The organism is Streptomyces tuirus (assembly GCF_014701095.1).
Taxonomy (GTDB): domain Bacteria; phylum Actinomycetota; class Actinomycetes; order Streptomycetales; family Streptomycetaceae; genus Streptomyces; species Streptomyces tuirus.
Window position 1 is genome coordinate 2112778 of record NZ_AP023439.1, and the last position, 20926, is coordinate 2133703.

General features: G+C 69.7%; 18 protein-coding genes. 5 read left to right on the forward strand and 13 right to left on the reverse strand.

Features of this window, described 5'->3' with window-relative positions:
* From IGS69_RS09815 to IGS69_RS09825, 3 genes are all read right to left on the reverse strand, one after another.
* A complete protein-coding gene (locus tag IGS69_RS09815) occupies window positions 1-1152 on the reverse strand; it encodes an amidase domain-containing protein (RefSeq protein WP_232543472.1) in 1152 nt (383 codons plus the stop codon).
* 128 nt (window positions 1153-1280) lie between these two features.
* Window positions 1281-2558, reverse strand: a complete 1278-nt coding sequence (locus IGS69_RS09820; RefSeq protein ID WP_190898366.1) for a polysaccharide deacetylase family protein — start codon at window positions 2556-2558, stop codon at window positions 1281-1283.
* 56 nt (window positions 2559-2614) lie between these two features.
* The gene (locus tag IGS69_RS09825; protein WP_190904436.1) at window positions 2615-4771 is read right to left on the reverse strand and encodes a transglycosylase domain-containing protein; all 2157 of its coding nucleotides are present in this window, start codon (window positions 4769-4771) and stop codon (window positions 2615-2617) included.
* 251 nt (window positions 4772-5022) lie between these two features.
* Between IGS69_RS09825 and IGS69_RS09830 the strand changes: the two genes are divergently transcribed.
* Window positions 5023-5247: an FmdB family zinc ribbon protein gene (locus IGS69_RS09830; RefSeq protein WP_190898367.1), complete on the forward strand. Its 225-nt coding sequence runs from the start codon at window positions 5023-5025 to the stop codon at window positions 5245-5247.
* A 57-nt stretch (window positions 5248-5304) separates the two neighbouring features.
* The gene (locus IGS69_RS09835) at window positions 5305-6111 is read left to right on the forward strand and encodes a DedA family protein (protein ID WP_190898369.1); all 807 of its coding nucleotides are present in this window, start codon (window positions 5305-5307) and stop codon (window positions 6109-6111) included.
* On the opposite strand, the gene IGS69_RS09840 is transcribed toward IGS69_RS09835, so the two are convergent.
* The 3 genes from IGS69_RS09840 to IGS69_RS09850 are packed head-to-tail and all read right to left on the reverse strand — an operon-like array spanning window position 6008 to window position 10568.
* Window positions 6008-6841, reverse strand: coding sequence for an HAD family hydrolase (locus IGS69_RS09840; RefSeq protein WP_190898370.1), 834 nt, complete (start codon window positions 6839-6841; stop codon window positions 6008-6010). The genes IGS69_RS09835 and IGS69_RS09840 overlap by 104 nt on opposite strands.
* Window positions 6841-9381, reverse strand: coding sequence for a phosphoribosyltransferase (locus tag IGS69_RS09845; protein WP_232543473.1), 2541 nt, complete (start codon window positions 9379-9381; stop codon window positions 6841-6843). The genes IGS69_RS09840 and IGS69_RS09845 overlap by 1 nt, the downstream gene beginning before the upstream one ends.
* Window positions 9382-9401: 20 nt before the next feature.
* Window positions 9402-10568: an HpcH/HpaI aldolase/citrate lyase family protein gene (locus IGS69_RS09850; protein WP_190898371.1), complete on the reverse strand. Its 1167-nt coding sequence runs from the start codon at window positions 10566-10568 to the stop codon at window positions 9402-9404.
* 228 nt (window positions 10569-10796) lie between these two features.
* Here IGS69_RS09850 and IGS69_RS09855 point away from each other — a divergent pair, with 228 nt between their 5' ends.
* Window positions 10797-11702, forward strand: a complete 906-nt coding sequence (locus tag IGS69_RS09855; RefSeq protein WP_190898372.1) for a TerD family protein — start codon at window positions 10797-10799, stop codon at window positions 11700-11702.
* A gap of 84 nt (window positions 11703-11786) precedes the next feature.
* Here IGS69_RS09855 and IGS69_RS09860 read toward each other — a convergent pair whose 3' ends face one another.
* The 6 genes from IGS69_RS09860 to IGS69_RS09885 all read right to left on the reverse strand — a co-directional run bounded on the left by IGS69_RS09860 (window position 11787) and on the right by IGS69_RS09885 (window position 16358).
* A complete protein-coding gene (locus tag IGS69_RS09860; protein WP_190898373.1) occupies window positions 11787-12521 on the reverse strand; it encodes a TerD family protein in 735 nt (244 codons plus the stop codon).
* Between the two features lie 129 nt (window positions 12522-12650).
* Window positions 12651-13796 carry a DUF475 domain-containing protein gene (locus IGS69_RS09865; protein ID WP_190898375.1) on the reverse strand — a complete coding sequence of 382 codons (1146 nt, stop codon included), beginning with the start codon at window positions 13794-13796 and terminating at the stop codon, window positions 12651-12653.
* 125 nt (window positions 13797-13921) lie between these two features.
* Window positions 13922-14497 (reverse strand): TerD family protein, encoded by a 576-nt coding sequence (locus IGS69_RS09870; RefSeq protein WP_190898376.1) that lies wholly within the window; start codon window positions 14495-14497, stop codon window positions 13922-13924.
* Window positions 14498-14634: 137 nt separating this feature from the next.
* Entirely contained in the window at window positions 14635-15210 is a 576-nt protein-coding gene (locus IGS69_RS09875) for a TerD family protein (RefSeq protein WP_190898377.1), read from the reverse strand.
* Window positions 15211-15356: 146 nt separating this feature from the next.
* Window positions 15357-15815 carry a peroxiredoxin gene (locus tag IGS69_RS09880; protein WP_031104106.1) on the reverse strand — a complete coding sequence of 153 codons (459 nt, stop codon included), beginning with the start codon at window positions 15813-15815 and terminating at the stop codon, window positions 15357-15359.
* Window positions 15816-15920: 105 nt separating this feature from the next.
* A complete protein-coding gene (locus IGS69_RS09885; protein WP_031104104.1) occupies window positions 15921-16358 on the reverse strand; it encodes a DUF3052 domain-containing protein in 438 nt (145 codons plus the stop codon).
* 417 nt (window positions 16359-16775) lie between these two features.
* On the opposite strand from IGS69_RS09885, the gene aceE reads away from it, so the two are divergent.
* A complete protein-coding gene (aceE, locus tag IGS69_RS09890; protein ID WP_190898378.1) occupies window positions 16776-19523 on the forward strand; it encodes a pyruvate dehydrogenase (acetyl-transferring), homodimeric type in 2748 nt (915 codons plus the stop codon).
* A gap of 82 nt (window positions 19524-19605) precedes the next feature.
* Window positions 19606-20343 (forward strand): potassium channel family protein, encoded by a 738-nt coding sequence (locus IGS69_RS09895; RefSeq protein WP_190898380.1) that lies wholly within the window; start codon window positions 19606-19608, stop codon window positions 20341-20343.
* Window positions 20344-20394: 51 nt separating this feature from the next.
* Here IGS69_RS09895 and IGS69_RS09900 read toward each other — a convergent pair whose 3' ends face one another.
* The gene (locus IGS69_RS09900) at window positions 20395-20703 is read right to left on the reverse strand and encodes a small hydrophobic protein (protein WP_053672151.1); all 309 of its coding nucleotides are present in this window, start codon (window positions 20701-20703) and stop codon (window positions 20395-20397) included.
* Between the last annotated feature and the right edge of the window lie 223 nt (window positions 20704-20926).

A 20926-nucleotide genomic window follows, 5' to 3' on the forward strand; every position in this document is an offset into this window, starting at 1 on the left:
TCAGGTGCGGTAGGCGTAGTAGTACGCGTTGGGGTACGACGCGACGAGGCTCGCCACCGACCTGCGGAGAGTGTTGTTGGAGTGGTAGGTCACGTACGGCACACCGCCGCTCTTGTACGTGACGATCATCGTGTGGTCCTTGGACCCGTCCCGGTCGAAGTCGATCTGGAGGACGTCGCCGACCTCGAGCTGGAAGACGTTGGCGAGCGGCGTGGTCCGCTTGGAGTTCTGGGCGAACCAGGACCACTCGTTGACGCCGATGAAGGAGTCGGACTGGATGTCGGCGTTGCCGAACCACTTGGTGTAGTCGTACACGTAGCCGGGGGCGTGCTTCCAGCCGCCCGCCTTCAGGGACTGGCTGACGAAGTTGGTGCAGTCGCCGCCGGCGCCGTGTCCGCCGAAGTCCGGGTAGTCCTTGTTGTAGACGTTCCAGTACTTCTCGGCGTAGGCCGCCATGGCCTTGTAGTCGTACGTCGTGCCGGTCTTCGGGGCGGCCGCCGGGTTACGGGTGGTCGCCGCGCGCGGGGCGTTCGGCGTGGTGTTGTCGGCGGCGGTGGTCACCTTGACGGGGGCCGGCTTGGAGAGCGTGTTCACCGCGAGACCGCCCTGGTCGGTGTCGCGGATGCCGGTCAGCCGCCAGTCGCCCTGCCGGTCGGCCTTGAAGGTCAGCTCGTGCCGGGCCTGGAATCCGGTGGTCTTCGGCGCGTTGCCGCGGGCCCCGGCGTAGGTCAGGGTCGTGGTCTCGGTGACGTCCGCCTTGGCCGTACGGCCCGTCACCCGGGTGGCGTTCAGGGTGACGGTGGTGCTGGCCTTGCCGTACGTCTCGCCGGCCTTCGCCAGCCTCTCCTTGCGCTGCCCCAGTTCGGACAGGGTGGCGTCCTCGGTGCGGGCCGTACCGGAGGACAGGGCGACATCGCCGGAGAAGCCGTCGGTCAGCGGCTTGTCCGCGCCGGCCCGCCCGCCGTCGACCAGGGCGTTGGTGCGGTCGGTGAAGACCGCGTCCGCCAGCCGCTGGAAGGTGGCCTTGGTCCGCGCGTCCACCGTCGGGTCGTCGGTGACCGCGGCGCCCGCGCTCCAGTTGGGCAGCAGGGCGACTCCGGCGACGACCGAGGTCGCCGCGGCCCCGAGTATCGTGACGCGACGTCGCGTCACGCTCAATTTCCGTGATTTCACTGGTCTTTCCCCTCTTGCCCCGGCCAAAGGGTTGCCGGGGTAGGAGATCCTCGCATGGAATATACGACTGCTGTGAAGGGTGTTGCGTCAGTTACTTTCGGACCTGATCACTTCACGACCGTGGACCAGTCGGGCGACTGCGCCGGGTCCAGACCGCGCAGCCGCTGGAGGGTCGCGGGCTTCTGCACGTCGAGCCAGTCGGCCAGTTCCCGGAAGGACACGCACTTGACATCCTTCTTCGTGCACATGTCCTTGACGACCCGGTCGACGGCCCGCATGTAGATGCCGCCGTTCCAGTCCTCGAAGTGGTTGCCGATGAACAGCGGGGCCCGGCTGCCGTAGTACACGCGGTTGAAGCCGGACATGTAGGAGGCGACGGTCTCCTGTTCCCATTCGGGGTATTTCGCCGGGTCGCCCTCGGTCTCGCCCTCTGACTGGTTGTAGAGGAAGTTGAAGTCCATCGAGAGGCCCTGGTACTTGCCGCCCTCGTACGGGAGCATCTGCAGCGGGAAGTCCCAGATGCCGTCCTTCTTGACCGGCCATATCTGGAAGTCGCCCGCGGAGCTGGCGTCATAGCGCCACTTGTAGTCCTTCGCGGCCTTCAGCAGGTTCTTCTGGCCCTCCAGGCAGGGTGCGCGGCCGCCGGTGACCTCCTTCCTGATGTCGAACGGCAGCGGGGCGACGTCCTGGAAGCCGGTGTTGGTCTTCCACTTCTCGGTGAACGCGTAGAACTGGTCGATCTCGCTCTTCCACTCCGCGACGCTCCAGTCGCCGCCGCCCTTCTCGCCGCAGAAGTGGCCGTTGAAGTGGGTGCCGATCTCGTTGCCGCCCTGCCACGCCTTGCCGAGTTGCTCCAGTGTGGTGCGTATGTGCTCGTCGGTGGCGAAGCTGATCGCCGCCGAGCCCTTGGCGTGCCGGGGCGGCGAGTAGAGGTCCTTCTTGCTCTTGGGCAGCAGGTAGATGCCGGTGAGGAAGAAGGTCATGTGGGCGTCGTACTGCGCGGCCAGCTCCTGGTAGTGCGAGAAGAGCGCGTCGTCGCCCTGCAGCGCGCCGTCCCAGGAGAAGACCACGAACTGGGGCGGCTTCTCCCCCGGCTTGAGCGGCACCGGCTTCAACTGCCCCTTCTGCGGGCCGGTGTAGGAGGTGGAGCCGTCCCCCAGGACCTTCGTCCTGCCGTCCCACCGCGGCTCCTGGGGCCGCTTCGGGGAGGTTTCCTTGCGGGCTCCGGAGGAGGCGGTCGGGGTGGTGGTGTCCGGGCCGGTCAGGGCCATATAGCCCCCGACCAGGGACGCTACGACGAGGAGCGCCGCGAGAGTCAGGATCCCCGGGGGTGCGGTGCGGCGGGGTGCGCGGGGTCGGCGGCGGCGGCCGGAGGGTTGATTCATGCGCGGCTCATTCTGCGAGGGGAGAGTGGGGGGCTGTGCGGTATCGGGCCCGGGGGTCAGCCGATGCCGCGGGCACCGGACCAGATGCGGTACGGGACGCTGTCGCCGGGGGAGCCCGCGATCCCGTCCAGCGGCAGGGGTTCGAGGCTCTTGCCGAGGTCGATGCGGTAGGCCACCACCGCCGTGGACACGGAGTCGGCCGTGCCGACGTACCAGGCGGCGGTGTCGTTCTGCGTGGTGCCGGCCTTGCCGGCCACCGCGGAGGTCGTGACCGCCCCCGGGTGGGCGGTGCGGAAGGCGTCCGTGAGGGCGGACTGGACCGCCGCGGCCACGCTCGCCTTCACCGCACGGCGGGACCCGGGCTTGGTGAGCGGGACCCGGGTGCCGTTGCGGGTGATCCGGGCCACCGAGTACGGCTCGACGTGCTTGCCCGCGGCGGCGAACGTGGCGTACCCGCTCGCCATGCGGATGGCGCTGGGCGTGGCACTGCCCAGGGACATCGCGGGCACCTGCGGGCCGAAGCTGGAGGGGAGCAGGCCCGCACGCTGGGCGGTGTCCCGCACGGTGTCCAGGCCGGTGTCCATGCCGAGCTGCATGAACGGTGTGTTCACCGACAGGGCGAGCGCCCGGCCCAGGCCGATCCGGCCGTAGGACTTCCCGCCGTCGTTGCGGGAGGTGACCTGTTTGCCGCCGCGGTCCCAGTAGGGGCCCTCGGGTGTCCTGACGGCGATGCCGTCGTCCCCGTCGTACAGCGTCTGGGGGGTGACCGCGGTCGCGGCGCCGTCGCGGGTCGTGTGCACGCCGTGCTCCAGGGCGGCGGCGTAGACGAACGGCAGGAAGGCCGAACCGGCGGGCACGGTGGTCGCGTTGGACTCGTTGTAGCCCTGCTCACGGTGGTCGGGGCCGCCGTGGACGGCGAGGATGCGCCCGTCGGTGGCCACCGAGGAGGCGCCGAAGTGCAGGGACTTCGCCTTGGCCGGGTCGTCCTTTCGCGCCTTCTTGCGGGCCTTGTCCACGGCGTCGGTGAGCGCGGTCTCCTGCTTGCGGTCGAAGGTGGTGTAGATCTGGTAGCCGCCGAGGTCGTACTCCTTGGCCGATATGTTCGCCGTCTTCCTGGCGTACTGGGCGGCCAGTTCCACGAGGTAGTCGCTCTGCTTGCCGGTGTCGAACCCCGGCGCCCGCTTCAGCGGCTCGGGGAACTTCTTGTATTCGGCCCGCTCGGCCTTCGGCAGGGTGCCTACCTCGACCATGCGGTCGAGTATCCAGGACCAGCGCTCCACGGCCCGGGCGTGGTTGGCCTCGCTCAGCGTCGGGTCGTAAAGGCCCGCGCCCTTGAGGAGGGAGGCGAGGAAGGCGGCCTCGCTGACGTCGAGTTCGCTGACGTCCTTGCCGTAGTAGGCCTGGGCGGCGCGCTGGATGCCGTAGGTGCCGCGACCGAACCAGCTCGTGTTGAGGTAGCCCTCGAGGATGTCGTCCTTGCTCATCTCGTTGTCGAGCTTGAGGGCGAGCATGGCCTCGGTGAACTTGCGTGAGACGGATTGGTCCTGGCTGAGGTAGACGTTCTTGACGTACTGCTGGGTGATGGTCGAGCCGCCCTGGGTGTTGCCCTGACCGACGGTGCGCCACAGAGCGCGGCCGATGCCGCTGACGGATATGCCGGGGTCGCTGTAGAAGCTCGCGTTCTCCGCCGCCAGCACGGCCCCGCGGACGTCCTCGGGTATGTCCTTCAGGGGCATGGCCTGCCGTCGCACCCAGCCGGTGCGGGCCATGGGCGTCCCGTCGGACCAGAAGTAGACGTTGTCCTGCTGGGTGGCGTACGAGTTGAGGTTATCCGGTATGTCGGTGGCGGCGTAGGCGGAGCCCAGGAGGACGACGGACAGGCCGGTGAACGTCAGCGCGGCACCGAGCCATTGCCGCCAGGAGGGCGCCCAGCGCCGCCAGCCGGTGCGGTCGGCGTGCGGATAGCAGGGCCGCAGGCGGCGGGCGTTGGACGCGACGCGGGCGACGAGCCGGGCCGGCCCCGGGGCCGCGGCACCGAGACGGGACAGGGGGGAGGGTCTGGGGGCCTTGCGCCGGCGGCGCGACCGGCCGGGGCCGTTGCCGTCCGGGGTCGTACCGGAGGACGTGTCCGCCTTGTCGGTCGCGGCCACGTCGACGATGCGCAACAGCACGGTCTCGTCCGCGTTCATGGCATCGGGGACCTTCAACTGCATGGTCTCGTCCGATTCCCGCCCAGCCTTGGACACGGCTGTGTCTCCCTCCCGCTCACGGTGGTGCTCGCGCGGAAGGACTTGGCTGCCGTGGTCGACGGCAGCGAGCCCTCACGTTCCCCCGCCCTCACGGCTCCTCGCGCCATTGAAAGCTATCAGCGGAATTTACAGATCCTCCACACCGGGGACAGCAAGACTGGTCACAGGGAATCCGGAAAGGCGGTACTTCGGCCGGTGCGGATTAATCTGTCCCCATGCCTCGCTACGAATACCGCTGCCGGACCTGCGGCGACACTTTCGAACTCAGCCGTCCCATGGCCGAGTCGTCCGCCCCCACGGCCTGCCCCTCGGGCCACGACGACACGGTGAAACTCCTCTCCACGGTCGCTGTCGGCGGCTCCGCCTCCGCCCCGGCGTCCGCACCCCGCGCGAGCGGCGGCGGTGGGGGCGGCTGCTGCGGAGGCGGCTGCTGCGGCTGACGCCCTCCCCCGGGCTTCCTCAGGAACCCTTCAGGTTCGGTTTCCTAGCGTGGTGGCATGACAGCCATCGCAGCGGACGCCGGGCCGCAGTGGGTCAACGACCTGATGGACGCGCTGGGCGCGCCGGGAGCCGGTCTCGCCATCGCCCTGGAGAACCTGTTCCCGCCGCTGCCCAGCGAGGTGATCCTGCCGCTGGCCGGGTTCGCCGCGAGCAGCGGCCGGATGAGCCTGCTCGCCGTCCTGCTGTGGACGACGGCCGGCTCGGTGATCGGCGCGCTCGCGCTGTACGGGGTCGGAGCGCTGCTCGGCCGTGACCGGACGGTGGCGATCGCGGCGCGGCTGCCGCTGGTGAAGGTCTCGGACATCGAGAAGACCGAGGCCTGGTTCCTGAAGCACGGCACGAAGGCCGTGTTCTTCGGCCGGATGATCCCGATCTTCCGCAGCCTGATCTCGGTGCCCGCGGGCGTCGAGCGCATGCGCCTGCCGGTGTTCCTGGGACTGACCACCCTGGGCAGCGCCATCTGGAACACGGTGTTCGTCCTCGCGGGCTACTTCCTCGGCGCGAACTGGCACCAGGTCTCGGACATCGTCTCCACCTACTCGAAGGCGGTCCTGGCCGTGGCGGCGCTGGCGGTGGCGGCGTTCGTCGCCGTACGACTGCTGCGACGCCCCAAGGAGACACGCCCTGAAGGGGCGCGGGGAACTGCGCGAACGGCCACGACGCCGCCGCACCCGCACGACGACCAGGACACCCGAGTTCTCAGACGCCCGGCCCAGGCACAGCGCCAGCGCCCCGTACTGCCCCCAGAAACTCCCGCAGGATCCGCTCCCCGGCGAGAACACCCCGGTCGGGAAGCGCCCTGAGCGAGGGAGCCGTGAACCCGCTGTCGGCCAGCTCCCCGTGCCCCGGCCGCCAGCCCCGGTCGGCCGCGAGCAGCAGGTCGGCATCGAGCAGGGAATCACCCGCGGCGAGCGTGACAGCCGCACCGGTCCGCCGCGCGACCTCCCGCATCGCCGCGCTCTTCGTGAGCGGCTTGGGTACGGCGTAGATCTTGCGGCCCTGGAGGGACACGGTCCAGCCGCGGTTCTCCGCCCACACCGCGAGTTCCTTCACCCAGTCCTCGTCGAGCAGTTCCCGCTCGACGACGAGGTAGGCGAACAGGTCGTCGGCGACACGGTGCTTGCGCACCCAGACCGGGTCGGCGGCCCTCAGCAGGTGCTCCTGCACCTCGGCCAGCGGCGCGCACTGGTCGGCCAGCCGCGCGGTCACCTGGGCGTGCCAGTCGGGGTCGGAGACCCCGTCCACCATGAGGTGGCCGCCGTTCGCGCAGATCGCGTACGTGGGCTCCGGGCCCGGCAGGTTGATGCGCTCGTACTGCTTGCGCGTCCGGGTCGTCGTGGGCACGAACACGGCCGCGTCGCCCAGGTCGGTCAGGAGCTGCGCCGCCGTCTCCGTCATGTACGACAGCGGCTTGCTCTCGTGCACCTCCACGCACAGCAGCCGGGGCGCCCGCGCGTCCGGCATGGTGAGCGCCAGGGCGGCGGCGGAGTAGATCAGGGTGCGATCGAGGTCGCTCGCGACGAGGACGGGCATCAGACCGACACCGCCTTGCCGTCGGCGCCGGTCGCGCCCCGGGTGTACTTGGGGTGGATCAGGCCGACGCAGGTGTAGGGCAGTGCGTCGACCTCCTCCACGGGCACGCCGCGTTGCTCGGCCAGCAGGCGCACATGGTCGAGGTCGCTGCCCGCCCCGGCGCGCGCCAGGACCTTCCATGGCACGCGGCGCAGCATGACCCGGGTGGTCTCGCCGACGCCGGGCTTGACGAGGTTCACGTCGTGGATGGCGTACTCCTCGCTGATGCGCTCGACGGCGGCCCAGCCCTCCCAGGTGGGTGAGCGGTCGGTCGCGAGCAGTTCCTTGGCCTGGGCGCAGGCGGCGTCGGCGACCTCGGGGAAGCGGGCGGACACGGCGTCCAGGAAGGCCACCGAGACGTCGGTGCCGGCGAGTTCGCGGTAGAACTTCGCGCCGTGGAAGTCGTCGGGGCCGACCAGGTCCGCGCGCAGCACGGTCCGCGAGATGAGGCCGGAGACGGTGGAGTTGAGGCAGGCGGAGGGGATGAGGAAGTCCTCGCGGGTGCCGTAGGTCCGGACGCAGGAGCCCGGGTCGGCCAGGACGGCGATCTCGGGGTCGAAGCCGGTGATGCCGTCGGACTTCTCGAACTCCTCCAGGGCCTGGGCAAGTTCGCGGGTGATGGCGCCCTTGCCGGTCCAGCCGTCGACGAAGACGACGTCCCGGGGGTCGTGGTGCCGGGCGAGCCAGCGCAGCGCGTTGGCGTCGATGCCCCGGCCGCGGACGATCGACACGGCGTAGTGCGGCAGATCGAGGCCGTGCCGGTGCTGGGCCCAGCGGCGCATGAGGATGCCGACGGGGGTGCCGGCGCGGGCCAGGGAGACCAGCACGGGGCGCGGGGACCGCTCGGCGAGGACCGTCTCGGTGACGACGCCGACCGCCTGGGCGATACGGGCCGCCGAGTCCTCCAGCGCGGCGTGGAACAGCTCCTGGTACTGCTCGCTCGGCTGGTACTCCACGGGCAGCGACTCCGCGTAGTGCGCGCCGCCGCTCTGGATCGCCTCCTCGCGCTCCTCGGTCGGCGCCTCCAGCGTCACGTCCGAGAGGTCCTGGAGCAGCCAGCCGACCTCCTCGGGCGCGTACGAGGAGAAGGCGGGGCCGCGGAGGGGCTCGGGCAGCATGGAGGGCCTTTCGGGGGCGTACGACGGTATGACGGCGAGCAGGACCCGGGGCGTGTGCGCGGCGAGGCGGGCCAGCAGACCGTCGGGCGCGTGCAGCGCGGGGGTGTCCCCGGCCGAGTCGACCACCGCGACGACGGCGTCGAATCCGGCGCCGGCGACGTTGTAGGCGTAGCGCTCGCCGGGGCCGTCGGCGGGGTCGTCGTGGGCGGGGAAGGCGAGGCGGGTGCGTATCGCGTAGCCGGGGTCGTCGACGGCCAGGACGGGTGAGCGGGTGGTGGTGGAGTAGCGGACCTCGAGGTCCGTCGCCCGTTCCAGCTCCCGGGCCAGCCTCAGCGGCGCGTACATCAGCTCTTCGAAGCCGAGGATGTGCACGCGGCGGGCGTGGTGAGGCAGGGCCTCGGCGATCCTGGCCGCCATCGCGGGGAGGGCGTCCTCCAGGAGCTCCCGATGCGCGGGGGTGAATCCGTGTCGGCCCCCGTCGGGGAGACCGGCGGGCCAGTGCAGGTCTATCCGGCTGTCGTCCGGGTGCGGGTCGGTGGGGGCCGCTCGCGCAGTTCCCCGCGCCCCTGGGGGCGCGGGGAACTGCGCGAGCGACCACGACGGCGCCGCACTCTCCGACTCGTACCGCGCCACCAGCTCCTGCCCCTTCTCCAGCACCCCCTCGGGCAGCCGCACGGTCCCTCTGGCAGCCGTCACCAGATCGACCCGGGCTCCGATCTCCTCGGCGAAATCCGCGAGGCGCCCCGCATCGGCAGCCGACCGCATGTCCACCAGCGCCACCACGACATACCTCCGCCGCGGATACCGGGCATGAAGATCGCGCACGGTGTTCAGCACCGTGTTCCCCGTGGAGAACTCGTCGTCGACCAGGACCAGCGGCCCGTCGCCGCCGAGCAGCGCCGGGTCCTCCGGCAGGAGCAGGTGCGAGGTCGCGTGGGAGTGGGCCTCCTCGAAGCCGCCGGCCGCCGCGACACCGGCGACCGGGCGGCGGGTGGAGTGCAGATAGGGGGCGAGGCCCAGCCCGTCGGCGACGGAGTGGCCGAGGCCCGTCGCGGTCTCCGCGTAGCCGAGGACGACGGCCCGGCCCGCTTCCTCCGCGCCCAGCAGCTCCCGCACCCGGCGGCCCAGCTCGACGCCGTAGCCGTAGACGACGGACGGCGACTGCGGCACGTGCTTGCCGAGCACGTTCGACACCAGCAGATGGGCCCGCTTGGGGTTGCGGCGCAGCGCCAGCCCCAGCAGGCCGGTCAGCGGGTCGTCGCCGACGAGCTCGACGCCGAGCCGCTCGGCGACCCAGCTGCCGGACCAGACGCGGTCGCCCTCGTCGCACACCTGATGCTCCCCCTCGTTCACTGCCGTCTCAGCCTTCTCAGCCTTCTCCATGGATCCCCTGCGCCGTGCCGTCAGCCCGGCAGACCCGCCGCCAGCAGTTCCACGAAGCCGATGTCCTGGTTCGCCACGCCGAAAACCTCGGCCCGCAGCAGGGTCCGCTCGGCCCAGGCCCGGTGCGGCTTCACCTCGTTCATCTTGTTCGTGTACGCCGATCTCAGCACACCCCCGCCACCGCGCTCGGGCCGCAGGATGTCCTGGGCGTCCGAGAACTCCTCGTGACTGACGACCGACAGGGCGTGCACCGGCAGTACGTGTGAGGGGTGGATGCAGGTCTTGCCCAGCAGGCCGTTGGCATGGTCCAGGGAGATCTCCCTCAGCAGGCCGTCCATGGCGTGCTCAATCAGCTTCTCGCGCAGTTCCGCGGCCTGCACCTCAAGGAAGGGGCTCTGCCGCAGCTGCGGCTTGAACATGCGCTCCTGGACCCGGAAGTACTCCCACACGGGCCCGGTCACGGTGAAGCCGGTCCCGTCGGCGCGGCCGAGCATGTTCACCACGTCGGCGATCACGGAGGCGACGATCTGCACGTCGTAGGCCGTCATGTCGGGTCCCCGGCGCAGGCCGTAGGAGGAGCAGAAGTCCGTCACGCCGAGGCGCAGGGCGAGCACGCGGTCGCGGTACTTGTCGATCGCCCGGGAGATGCCCTCCAGGGTCTCCACGCGGGACTCCCGGTAGAGCAGCTCCGGGGACTCCAGCACGGGCATGGCGAAAAGGCGACGGCCGCTTTCGGTCTCGGCGGTGGCCAGGGCCTCCAGGAACGGGATGCCGCGTTCCTCGGTGAACTTGGGCAGGACGAACCCGGACAGCTGCCGGACGGCGGGGCCGAGGCGGCGCACCAGGTCGGGTATCTGCTCGGGGGTGCGGACCCGGATGAACAGCAGCGGCAGATCGGCGTCCGGGAGGTCGTCCAGGGCCGTCAGCTGGCGGACGAGGTTCTCCTCGCCGGGGCCGACGTCCGCGTCGTCGATCGAGTCCTCCAGGCACAGCACCATCGACACCACACCGCGCCCGGCCTGCTTGAGGACGTCGTCGGCGAGGCGCGGCCTGGTGGCCGGGCTGTACAGCGTGGCGCCCAGGGCGGCGGCGAGCAGCCGGGCCGGGGAGTCCGGGGTGAACACGCCCGGCTCGCGGTGGAAGAGACGCTTCCGCACCTCAGGGGCGACGTGCCCGAAATGACGCATGAGACTCCCCCGTGGTGGTGGTGCGACCTGTGAATCGACGAAAGGTGGCCGGTAATAGTACGTAGAAGCCCATGTCAGAGGTTCCCGCCAGGCATGAATTTCAGGTAACGCGGGCAATCACAGCCAGTACCCGGCCAGGACAACCGTATTCCGCGACGGCGGTCGGCGCCGCTCGCGACCAGGCCCCCCGCGTTGTCGTGAGCAGGACCGAGCAGGCAGGATGACCGCATGACGCACGCGATGCTGAAGGGGTCGAACGTCCCGCTGGAAGCCGCCACGGTGCGCGCCGTGCTGCGCTGGACGCCCGGGCAGGGGGTTCCGGACGTCGACGCCTCCGCGCTGCTCCTCGGCCCCGACGGCCGTGTGCGCTCCGACGAGGACTTCGTCTTCTACAACCAGCCCCGGCACCCGGCCGGAAAGGTGTGGCGGCTCGGTAAGAAGCGGGTCGCCGAGGGCCTGACCGACACGATCCAGACAGAGCTCACCGGTGTCGAGTCCGAGGTCGGCCGGATTCTGCTCGTCGCATCGGCGGACGGCGTGACGTTCGACCGGGTACAGGCCCTGCGCATCCTGCTGTACGACGCCGCGGACACCGGCGCGGAGGCGCTGGCGTACTTCGACGTCAAGCCGGAGACGGGCGAGGAGACCGCGCTGATCTGCGGCGAGCTGTACCGGCGCGGGGAGGGCTGGAAGTTCCGGGCGCTCGGCGAGGGCTATTCGAACGGGCTGAAGGGGCTCGCGACCGACTTCGGCATCTCGGTCGACGAGTCGGAGGCGCTGGAGGAGACGACCACGACGGTCCCCGCTCCTCCCACCACGAACACGCCCGCGCAGCCGACGACCGCCGGCCCCGCCCAGCAGTCCCCCGAGGTCTCCCTGCCGCTGCCCCCGGAGCAGCCGGCGGCGGCGCCCGCGCAGCCCGGCTACGGCTACCCCCAGCAGCCGCCGACGACGCAGCCGGCCTACGGCTACCCGCAGACCACCGGACGGCCCGCGTACGGCTACCCCCAGGCACCGGCCGCGGCGGGCGCCGTGGGGGCGCAGACCGGTTACGGCTATCCGCCTCCGGTCACGGCGGTCCCCGACCCCGACTTCCGGCTGCCCCCGCAGGGCCCGCAGTTCATCGGGCGCTAGGGCCCGTCGTCGGATCGGGTCGCGGATGCGGGGCCCGGCAACGCCTGCGCACGGCCGCGCAGCGGGTCGCACCGGGCCGCGCCGTCAGCGGTCGATCTTGCTCTTGTAGCCGCGCCCCCACTGCAGCCCCCACCCGTACAACCGGTCGAGCTCGGCCTGGAAGCCGTAGACGAACTTCGCCTCGCGGCGGACGACGATCTCGTCCTTCACCTTCTCGATCATGACGACGGCGCAGGAACGGGCCTGCGGCTGGCGTTCGTCGAGGTGGACCTCGATGCGGGGGCCGCTGCTCGGGTAGAGGGTGACGCTGGCGTGCGTGCGGTCGAAGGCGGGCGTCTGGTCGTAGATGTAGACGAAGACCAGCAGCCGCTTGATGCTGTCGCGGTGGTCGAGGTTGATGTACATCGTCTCGCCGGACCCGGAGCCGAACCGGTCGTCGCCGCTGAGCTTGACGTACGGCGCGGCGTTGGCGTCGCCGTAGTAGCCGCCGAGGGGCTGGACGACGCCCTTGCTGCCGTCCTGGAGTTCGTAGAGGCAGCCGAGGTCGAGGTCGACGTTGACCATGCTCTGGCTGTGGCCGACGACCTCGGGGGGCCTGAGTGCCCGGAAGGGATGGCGCAGCAGGCTCTCGCGCTGGGAGCCGCCGATGTCGGACGTGCGCATCCGCCAGCTGAGGTTGACGCGCAGATGACCGGAGGCCGCGCCCTGCTTGGTGAGTGATATCTGCGCCCGCCGCTTGGTCAGTTCGATCGCGTTGGTCGACGCGTCGCCCGAGTCGAACTGCACATCGCCGCGCCGGAGTCCGTCGAACAGTCCCATTCCGCCCCCACGTTCACTTGGAGACCGCAGGTCATCGCCGTACCCGCGGCCCATGACGACCGAACGGGGCGGCCGCCGAGGAGTCCTCGGTAACCGCCCCGCTCAGAGCGTTCCTCACTGACAGGGGTGTCACACCCCGGACGAGACCTCAGTCTTCTCGTCCGAGCCGGCCTTTCCCTCGGCCGCCGCGATCGCCCTGTTGCGGCGCACGGAGGACCAGAAGGAGGCGGCGATCAGGACGACGCCGATGAGGCCGGTGATGATCTCGTTGATCTGGTACTGGATGGTGACGAGCAGCAGCACGGCGAGGGCGCCGATGGCGTAGTGCGCGCCGTGCTCCAGGTAGACGTAGTCGTCGAGGGTGCCCTGGCGGACCAGGTAGACCGTCAGCGACCGGACGTACATGGCGCCGATGCCGAGGCCGAGGGCCATCAGGACGATGTCGTTGGTGATGGCGAAGGCGCCGATCACGCCGTCGAAGGAGAAGGACGCGTCCAGGACCTCGAGGTAGAGGAACATGAAGAACGCGGCCTTGCCGGCCAGCGCGACGGCGGAACGGGGCTTGCCGGTGCGCTCGGCCTCTTCCTCGGCCTCGTGCTCGCGCTCCTCCTCCTCTTCGAGCTTGTCCTCGAAGTAGCCGGAGAGCCCGCCGACGATCATGTAGGTGATCAGACCGGCGATGCCGGCGAGCATGACCGTCTCCGCCTTGTCGACATGGGTGCCGCCGTGCTGGTGGGCGTGGGTGGCGACGGTCATCGACGCGATCAGCAGGACGATCAGCGCGATGCAGACCGACAGCATGTCGACCTTGCCGAGCTTGGCCAGCGGGCGCTCCAGCCAGCCGAGCCACTTGATGTCCCGGTCCTCGAAGATGAAGTCCAGGAAGATCATGAGCAGGAACATGCCACCGAAGGCGGCGATCGACGGGTGGGCGTCGGTCACCAGCTGCTGGTAGCGGTCCTTGTCGTTCAGCGCGAGCTCGACGGCCTTGATCGGGCCCAGCTGGGCGCTGACCGCGACGATCACGACGGGGAAGATCAGTCGCATGCCGAAGACGGCGATCAGGATGCCGATCGTGAGGAAGATCTTCTGCCAGAAGGCATTCATCTTCTTCAGGATCCCGGCGTTGACCACCGCGTTGTCGAAGGACAGCGAGATCTCGAGGACGGAGAGGATCGCGACGATGCCGAGCGCGGTCCACCCGCCGAACAGGACCGCCGCGACCAGGCCGAGCGCGGTGACCGCGAACGACCACCCGAAGGTTTTCAGAACCACTGGCTACCCAATCGTGTGTGTACGGGGCTCCCCCGCGCCGTACCCGGCTTTACGAACTTTTGAAGCCGAAGTCTAGTCGTCCCCCCTCAGCACCCCACTGGGCCCCGGATTTTGCTCATAACGCGTTATGAGACGTTGACCCCGAAGTCCAGCGCGATGCCCCGCAGCCCCGACGCGTACCCCTGTCCCACGGCCCTGAACTTCCACTCGCCCTGGTAGCGATAGAGCTCGCCGAAGATCATCGCGGTCTCCGTGGAGGCGTCCTCGCTGAGGTCGTAGCGGGCGAGCTCCTGGCCGTCGGCCTGGTTCACCACGCGGATGAAGGCGTTGCTGACCTGGCCGAACGTCTGGCCGCGCTCGTCGGCCAGGTGGATCGAGACGGGGAAGACGATCTTGTCGCACTGCGGCGGCACCTTGGGGAGGTCGATCAGGAGCGACTCGTCGTCGCCGTCGCCCTCGCCGGTGAGGTTGTCACCGGTGTGCTCGACCGAGCCGTCCGGGCTCTTGAGCTGGTTGTAGAAGACGAAGAACTCGTCCCCGAGCACGCGCCCGCTGCTGCACATCAGGGCGCTGGCGTCGAGGTCGAAGGGCGCTCCGGTGGTGGAGCGCGCGTCCCAGCCGAGCCCGACCATCACCTGAGTGAGGTTCGGCGCGGCCTTGGACAGGGAGACATTGCCCCCTTTGGCGAGCGTGACGCCCATGATGCTGTCCCTCCCCTTGGGGCCACAGGCCCGGTGGTGTCACTGAGGTGGTCCTGCGCGTCCGGCGCCGCACGTAAACCGTGCGGCGCCGGACAAGAAGACCTTTCGTGCCCTGTCGCCAGGGCCCTCTCGGTGGTTCAGACGTTCACGCCGAAGTCCTGCGCGATGCCGCGCAGGCCCGAGGCATAGCCCTGGCCGATGGCGCGGAACTTCCACTCCGGGCCGTGCCGGTAGAGCTCACCGAAGACCATGGCGGTCTCGGTGGAGGCGTCCTCCGACAGGTCGTAGCGGGCGATCTCGGCGCCGCCGGCCTGGTTCACGACGCGGATGAAGGCGTTGCGGACCTGGCCGAAGGACTGCTGGCGGGTCTCGGCGTCGTAGATGGAGACCGGGAAGACGATCTTCTCGATCTCGGGCGGGACGGTCGCGAGATCGACCTTGATCTGCTCGTCGTCGCCCTCGCCCTCACCGGTGATGTTGTCACCGGTGTGCTCGACGGAGCCGTCCGGGCTCTTGAGGTTGTTGAAGAAGATGAAGTGCTGGTCGTTGCCGACCTTGCCGGAGTTGTTCAGCAGCAGCGCGCTGGCGTCCAGGTCGAAGTCCGTGCCGGTCGTGGTGCGGACGTCCCACCCCAGACCGATGATGACCGCGGTCAGGCCCGGCGCCTCCTTGCTCAGCGATACGTTGCCGCCCTTGCTGAGGCTGACTCCCACGAGTCCTCCATTGGTGTCCAGGGGCGGATGCCCCGTTGTGCTCGGATGTCGGATCAACGAGTCGATCCTAGTGACGGGTTCCCGCCCCTCGCAGGCCCTGGAGCCCAGATTTCGGCGGGTGTCGGGCGCATGCCGCCCGACCGGCGTCACAGGGAGTCGAGCGCCTTCACGTAGTCGTTCAGGTCGCGCGCGTCCGGCAGGCCGTTGACGACGGTCCACCGCACGACGCCCTCCTTGTCGATGACGAAGGTGCCGCGCACGGCGCAGCCCTTGTCCTCGTCGAAGACGCCGTAGGCGCGCGAGACGTTGCCGTGCGGCCAGAAGTCGGACAGCAGCGGGTACTCCAGGCCCTCCTGCTCGCCGAAGACGCGCAGGGTGTGGATGGAGTCGTTGGAGACGGCGAGCAGCTCGGTGTCGCGGTCGGAGAACTGCGGCAGGTTGTCGCGCAGCTCGCACAGCTCGCCGGTGCACACGCCGGTGAAGGCGAAGGGGTAGAAGAGCAGGACCACGTTCTTCCGGCCCCGGAAGTCGGACAGCCGCACGGCCCTGCCGTGGTTGTCCTTGAGCTCGAAGTCGGGGGCCTTCTCGCCGGCCTGGATCGCCATCGCTGTGGGTGTCCCTTCGTGGGGCTTTTCGGGTGAGACCACCCTACGCAGACACCGGCGCAGGCCGATGGGCGGGCCGACGACGCCGGCCCGCCCGCCGTACGACTAGCGCTTGGACTTGGCGGCCTTCGGCGTCGCCAGCCGGCTGCCACTCCAGTCCTTGCCGACGCTGACGCTCTTGGACGCCGTCAGACCCGCCGTGGTGGCGGCTTCCGAGATGTCACTCGGCTCCACGTACCCCGAACGGCCGGTCTTCGGCGTGAGGAGCAGGATCGCGCCGCCCTCTTCGATGTACGTGGTGGCATCGACCAGCGAGTCCGTCAGGTCGCCGTCGTCGTCACGGAACCACAGCACAACGGCATCGGCCACGTCGTCGTAGTCCTCGTCCACCAGGTCGGCCTCGATGATGCCCTCGATGGCCTTGCGGAGCTCCTGGTCCACGTCGTCGTCGTAGCCGATCTCCTGGACCACCTGCCCGGGCTGGAACCCCAGCCTGGCGGCAGGGTTCGTCCGCTCCTCCGCGTGGTCCGCGGTCGCGCTCACGGGTTGCCTCCTGATCATGTCTTGGGAATAACTCAGCCACGCGCGTGCGCGAAGCATTGGCCGTAGTCCACACGGGCGGGACGGATCGCGCAAGTACCCGGCCGTTCAGACCGCCGAAACGGTGACGATCCTGGCGGTGTCACCGCAACTTCAGGCACACCATCATGGCCCGAGGTGACGCACACCACACCTTTCTGCCCTGTTTGGGCGTTTGGGAATCGTCCGTGGGTACGAGACTCGAAGGTATTCGCCCCATACGTCACGGAGTCGATCTCGCGTCTGGGTTACCGCTGGGTAGAGATGACGTTTCCCGGCCCCGAGGTGGACCATGGGAGCGGCGCGCCCCCCAGCGACGACGCCCCGGCGACGACAGCGAAACAGCGGCCCTCGCAGGCCCTCTGACAGGTAAGGAACAGCGTGGCTTCCGCATCCGATCGCAACCCGATCATCATTGGCGGCCTTCCGAGTCAGGTTCCTGACTTCGACCCCGAAGAGACGCAGGAGTGGCTCGACTCCCTCGACGCCGCCGTCGACGAGCGCGGCCGGGAGCGGGCCCGCTATCTGATGCTCCGGCTGATCGAGCGGGCCCGTGAGAAGCGCGTGGCCGTGCCGGAGATGCGCAGCACGGACTACGTCAACACCATCCCCACCAAGAGCGAGCCGTTCTTCCCGGGCAACGAGGAGATCGAGCGCAAGGTCCTGAACGCCACCCGCTGGAACGCGGCGGTGATGGTCTCCCGCGCCCAGCGCCCGGGCATCGGCGTCGGCGGCCACATCGCCACCTTCGCGTCCTCCGCCTCCCTCTACGACGTCGGCTTCAACCACTTCTTCCGCGGCAAGGACGACGGCCTCGGCGGTGACCAGGTCTTCTTCCAGGGGCACGCCTCGCCGGGCATCTACGCCCGCGCGTTCCTGCTGGACCGGCTGAACGAGGGGAACCTGGACGGCTTCCGCCAGGAGAAGTCGAAGGCGCCGCACGGCCTGTCGTCGTACCCGCACCCGCGGCTGATGCCGGACTTCTGGGAGTTCCCGACGGTGTCGATGGGCCTCGGCCCGATCGGCGCGATCTACCAGGCGCGGATGAACCGCTACATGCACGCGCGCGGGATCGCCGACACCTCGCAGTCCCATGTCTGGGCGTTCCTCGGCGACGGCGAGATGGACGAGCCGGAGTCGCTGGGCCAGCTGTCCATCGCCGCGCGCGAGGGCCTGGACAACCTCACCTTCGTCGTCAACTGCAACCTGCAGCGCCTCGACGGCCCGGTGCGCGGCAACGGCAAGATCATCCAGGAGCTGGAGTCGATCTTCCGCGGGGCCGGCTGGAACGTGATCAAGCTGGTCTGGGACCGCAGCTGGGATCCGCTGCTCGCCCAGGACCGCGACGGCGTGCTGGTCAACAAGATGAACACCACGCCGGACGGACAGTTCCAGACGTACGCCACGGAGACCGGCGCGTACATCCGCGACCACTTCTTCGGCGACGACCACCGGCTGCGGGCGATGGTCGAGGGCATGACCGACGACCAGATCCTGCACCTGGGGCGCGGCGGCCACGACCACCGGAAGATCTTCGCGGCGTACAAGGCGGCCGTGGAGCACAAGGGCCAGCCGACGGTGATCCTCGCCAAGACGATCAAGGGCTGGACGCTGGGCCCGAACTTCGAGGGCCGCAACGCCACGCACCAGATGAAGAAGCTGACGGTCGACGACCTCAAGCGCTTCCGCGACCGTCTGCACCTGCCGATCCCGGACAAGGAGCTGGAGTCCGGCGCGCCGCCGTACTACCACCCGGGCCGGGACTCGGAGGAGATCCAGTACATGCACGACCGCCGCAAGGGTCTCGGCGGTTACGTCCCCACGCGCGTGGTGCGCTCCAAGCCTCTGGCGCTGCCCGAGGACAAGACGTACGCGACCGTGAAGAAGGGCTCGGGTCACCAGTCCATCGCGACGACCATGGCCTTTGTGCGGCTCCTGAAGGACCTCATGCGGGACAAGGAGATCGGCAAGCGGTTCGTGCTGATCGCGCCGGACGAGTACCGCACGTTCGGCATGGACTCGTTCTTCCCGAGTGCGAAGATCTACAACCCGCTCGGCCAGCAGTACGAGTCGGTCGACCGCGATCTGCTGCTCGCCTACAAGGAGGCGCCGAACGGCCAGATGCTGCACGACGGCATCTCGGAGGCGGGCTGCACGGCCTCGCTGATCGCGGCCGGCTCGGCGTACGCCACCCATGGCGAGCCGCTCATCCCGGTCTACGTCTTCTACTCGATGTTCGGTTTCCAGCGCACCGGCGACCAGTTCTGGCAGATGTCCGACCAGCTGGCGCGCGGCTTCGTCCTGGGCGCGACCGCCGGCCGTACGACACTGACCGGTGAGGGCCTCCAGCACGCGGACGGACACTCGCAGCTGCTGGCCTCCACGAACCCCGGCTGCGTGGCGTACGACCCGGCGTTCGGCTTCGAGATCGCGCACATCGTGCAGGACGGCCTGCGCCGGATGTACGGCGGCTCCGAGGAGCACCCCCACGGCGAGGACGTCTTCTACTACCTGACCGTCTACAACGAGCCGATCCAGCACCCGGCCGAGCCCGAGAACGTCGACGTCGACGGCATCCTCAAGGGCCTCTACCGCTTCAGCGAGGGCACGGCCGGCTCGATCCCGGCGCAGATCCTGGCGTCCGGTGTCGCGGTCCCCTGGGCGATCGAGGCGCAGAAGATCCTGGCCGAGGAGTGGAACGTCAAGGCGGACGTCTGGTCGGCGACCTCCTGGAACGAGCTGCGGCGCGAGGCCGTGGACTGCGAGGAGCACAACCTGCTGCACCCGGAGGAGGAGCAGCGGGTGCCGTACGTGACGCGGAAGCTGGCGGACGCGCAGGGGCCGGTCGTGGCCGTGTCCGACTGGATGCGGTCCGTCCCGGACCAGATCGCGCGCTGGGTGCCGCAGACGTACCAGTCGCTCGGCGCCGACGGTTTCGGCTTCGCGGACACGCGCGGCGCCGCCCGGCGGTTCTTCCACATCGACGCGCAGTCGATCGTGGTGGGGGTGCTGACCGAGCTGGCGCGTGAGGGCAAGGTCGACCGTTCCGTGCTCAAGCAGGCCATCGACCGGTACCAGCTGCTCGACGTGTCGGCCGCCGACCCGGGGGCCGCCGGCGGCGACGCATAACACGTCAAGCCCAGTCAAGGGGTGTGCGCATCACGGACACACCGTGAGCACACCACCCCTTCACATTTTCTACGATGCGGCCATGCAGCAGCAGTCGGCCCAACTCCGTTGGGAACAGCACACACAACGGCCCCTCTTCGGCCTGGCCCTGGCCTTCGCCGTCGCCTACGCCGTGCCGATCGTCCATCCGGACGCGGACCGGGACATCGTCGAGTTGTGCACCGCGGTCGAGTGGGTGGTGTGGGGCGCGTTCGCCCTGGACTACGCCGTGCGGCTGGCGCTCGCGCCGCACCGGCCGGCGTTCGTACGGACGCACTGGCTCGACCTGTGCGCGGTGCTGCTGCCCATGCTCCAGCCGATGCGGCTGCTGCGGCTGGTGTCGACGCTGCTGCTCGTCGGCCAGCGGGCCCGGATGGCCTCGCAGATACGGCTGACGACCTATGTCGTCGGTGCCGTGATCGGGCTGCTGATGTTCGGGTCCCTGGCCGTGCTGTCGGTGGAGCGGGACTCGCCGGACGGGAACATCAGGACGCTGGGTGACGCGGTGTGGTGGTCCTTCACGACCATGACGACCGTGGGATACGGGGACCACGCTCCGACCACCGGGCTGGGGCGGATGCTCGCGGTCGGGCTGATGCTCTCCGGGATCGCGCTGCTCGGTGTGGTGACGGCGAACATCGCGGCCTGGTTCATCGCCCGGTTCGAGAAGGACGACGTCGAGGAGCGGCGGCAGACCGAGGCGATACGGGAGCTGACGGAGGAGGTGCGGGCGCTGCGGGGGGAGCTGGCGGAGCTCAAGGGGACTCCGGTCGAGCCATGAGAGGGCCCCCGGCCGGGCGGCCGGGGGCTCTTCCCACACTCTTCACCCGGGTCAGAACATGCCGATGCCCGGTGTGGCCGCTCCGGACAGCCAGATGATGGCCAGGAGCGTGTCGATGGCGCCCAGGACCAGGGCGACGACGGCCGCGGTGGGCCGGGAGCCCGACCACGCGCGGCCCATGGCGAGCCAGCCGCAGACCATCGCGGCGGGACCGAGCACGATCCCCAGCACGAAGAAGCCCGCGACGGCGCAGATGACTCCGATGAGTCCGAGCGTCGCGCGATCCGTCCCGGCCCGTGACCACGTCCGGCCACGTGAGCGGGGGTGCCTGCGCGTACCGTGTCCAAAGCTCGCCATCATCAACTCCCGTAAACCCTCGATCGGTTGGGGTTCTCTTCGGGTATGACATGACGGGTACCCCGTCGGTGCGCGTTATTCCCGCTGCCTGCGCGCCACCCCCCTCCGGCAGCGCGCCGCAGCGTCCACCCTCCATGCCCTGCGGAGGACTTGACCCACTGTGACCTGCGGCGCGTGCCGGAGGGGAGGGTTCGGCGGCCGCGTTCACCCTGATGAGGGAACGAAC

What these genes read in the sequence shown, in the direction of transcription:
- IGS69_RS09845 (WP_232543473.1), bottom strand. Translation starts at nt 9,381, where the DNA reads ATGGAGAAGGCTGAGAAGGCTGAGACGGCAGTGAACGAGGGGGAGCAT.
- IGS69_RS09880 (WP_031104106.1), bottom strand. Translation starts at nt 15,815, where the DNA reads ATGGCGATCCAGGCCGGCGAGAAGGCCCCCGACTTCGAGCTCAAGGAC.
- IGS69_RS09860 (WP_190898373.1), bottom strand. Translation starts at nt 12,521, where the DNA reads ATGGGACTGTTCGACGGACTCCGGCGCGGCGATGTGCAGTTCGACTCG.
- IGS69_RS09870 (WP_190898376.1), bottom strand. Translation starts at nt 14,497, where the DNA reads ATGGGCGTCACGCTCGCCAAAGGGGGCAATGTCTCCCTGTCCAAGGCC.
- IGS69_RS09825 (WP_190904436.1), bottom strand. Translation starts at nt 4,771, where the DNA reads ATGCAGTTGAAGGTCCCCGATGCCATGAACGCGGACGAGACCGTGCTG.
- IGS69_RS09850 (WP_190898371.1), bottom strand. Translation starts at nt 10,568, where the DNA reads ATGCGTCATTTCGGGCACGTCGCCCCTGAGGTGCGGAAGCGTCTCTTC.
- IGS69_RS09840 (WP_190898370.1), bottom strand. Translation starts at nt 6,841, where the DNA reads ATGCCCGTCCTCGTCGCGAGCGACCTCGATCGCACCCTGATCTACTCC.
- IGS69_RS09895 (WP_190898380.1), top strand. Translation starts at nt 19,606, where the DNA reads ATGCAGCAGCAGTCGGCCCAACTCCGTTGGGAACAGCACACACAACGG.
- IGS69_RS09835 (WP_190898369.1), top strand. Translation starts at nt 5,305, where the DNA reads ATGACAGCCATCGCAGCGGACGCCGGGCCGCAGTGGGTCAACGACCTG.
- IGS69_RS09820 (WP_190898366.1), bottom strand. Translation starts at nt 2,558, where the DNA reads ATGAATCAACCCTCCGGCCGCCGCCGCCGACCCCGCGCACCCCGCCGC.
- IGS69_RS09900 (WP_053672151.1), bottom strand. Translation starts at nt 20,703, where the DNA reads ATGATGGCGAGCTTTGGACACGGTACGCGCAGGCACCCCCGCTCACGT.
- IGS69_RS09830 (WP_190898367.1), top strand. Translation starts at nt 5,023, where the DNA reads ATGCCTCGCTACGAATACCGCTGCCGGACCTGCGGCGACACTTTCGAA.
- IGS69_RS09855 (WP_190898372.1), top strand. Translation starts at nt 10,797, where the DNA reads ATGACGCACGCGATGCTGAAGGGGTCGAACGTCCCGCTGGAAGCCGCC.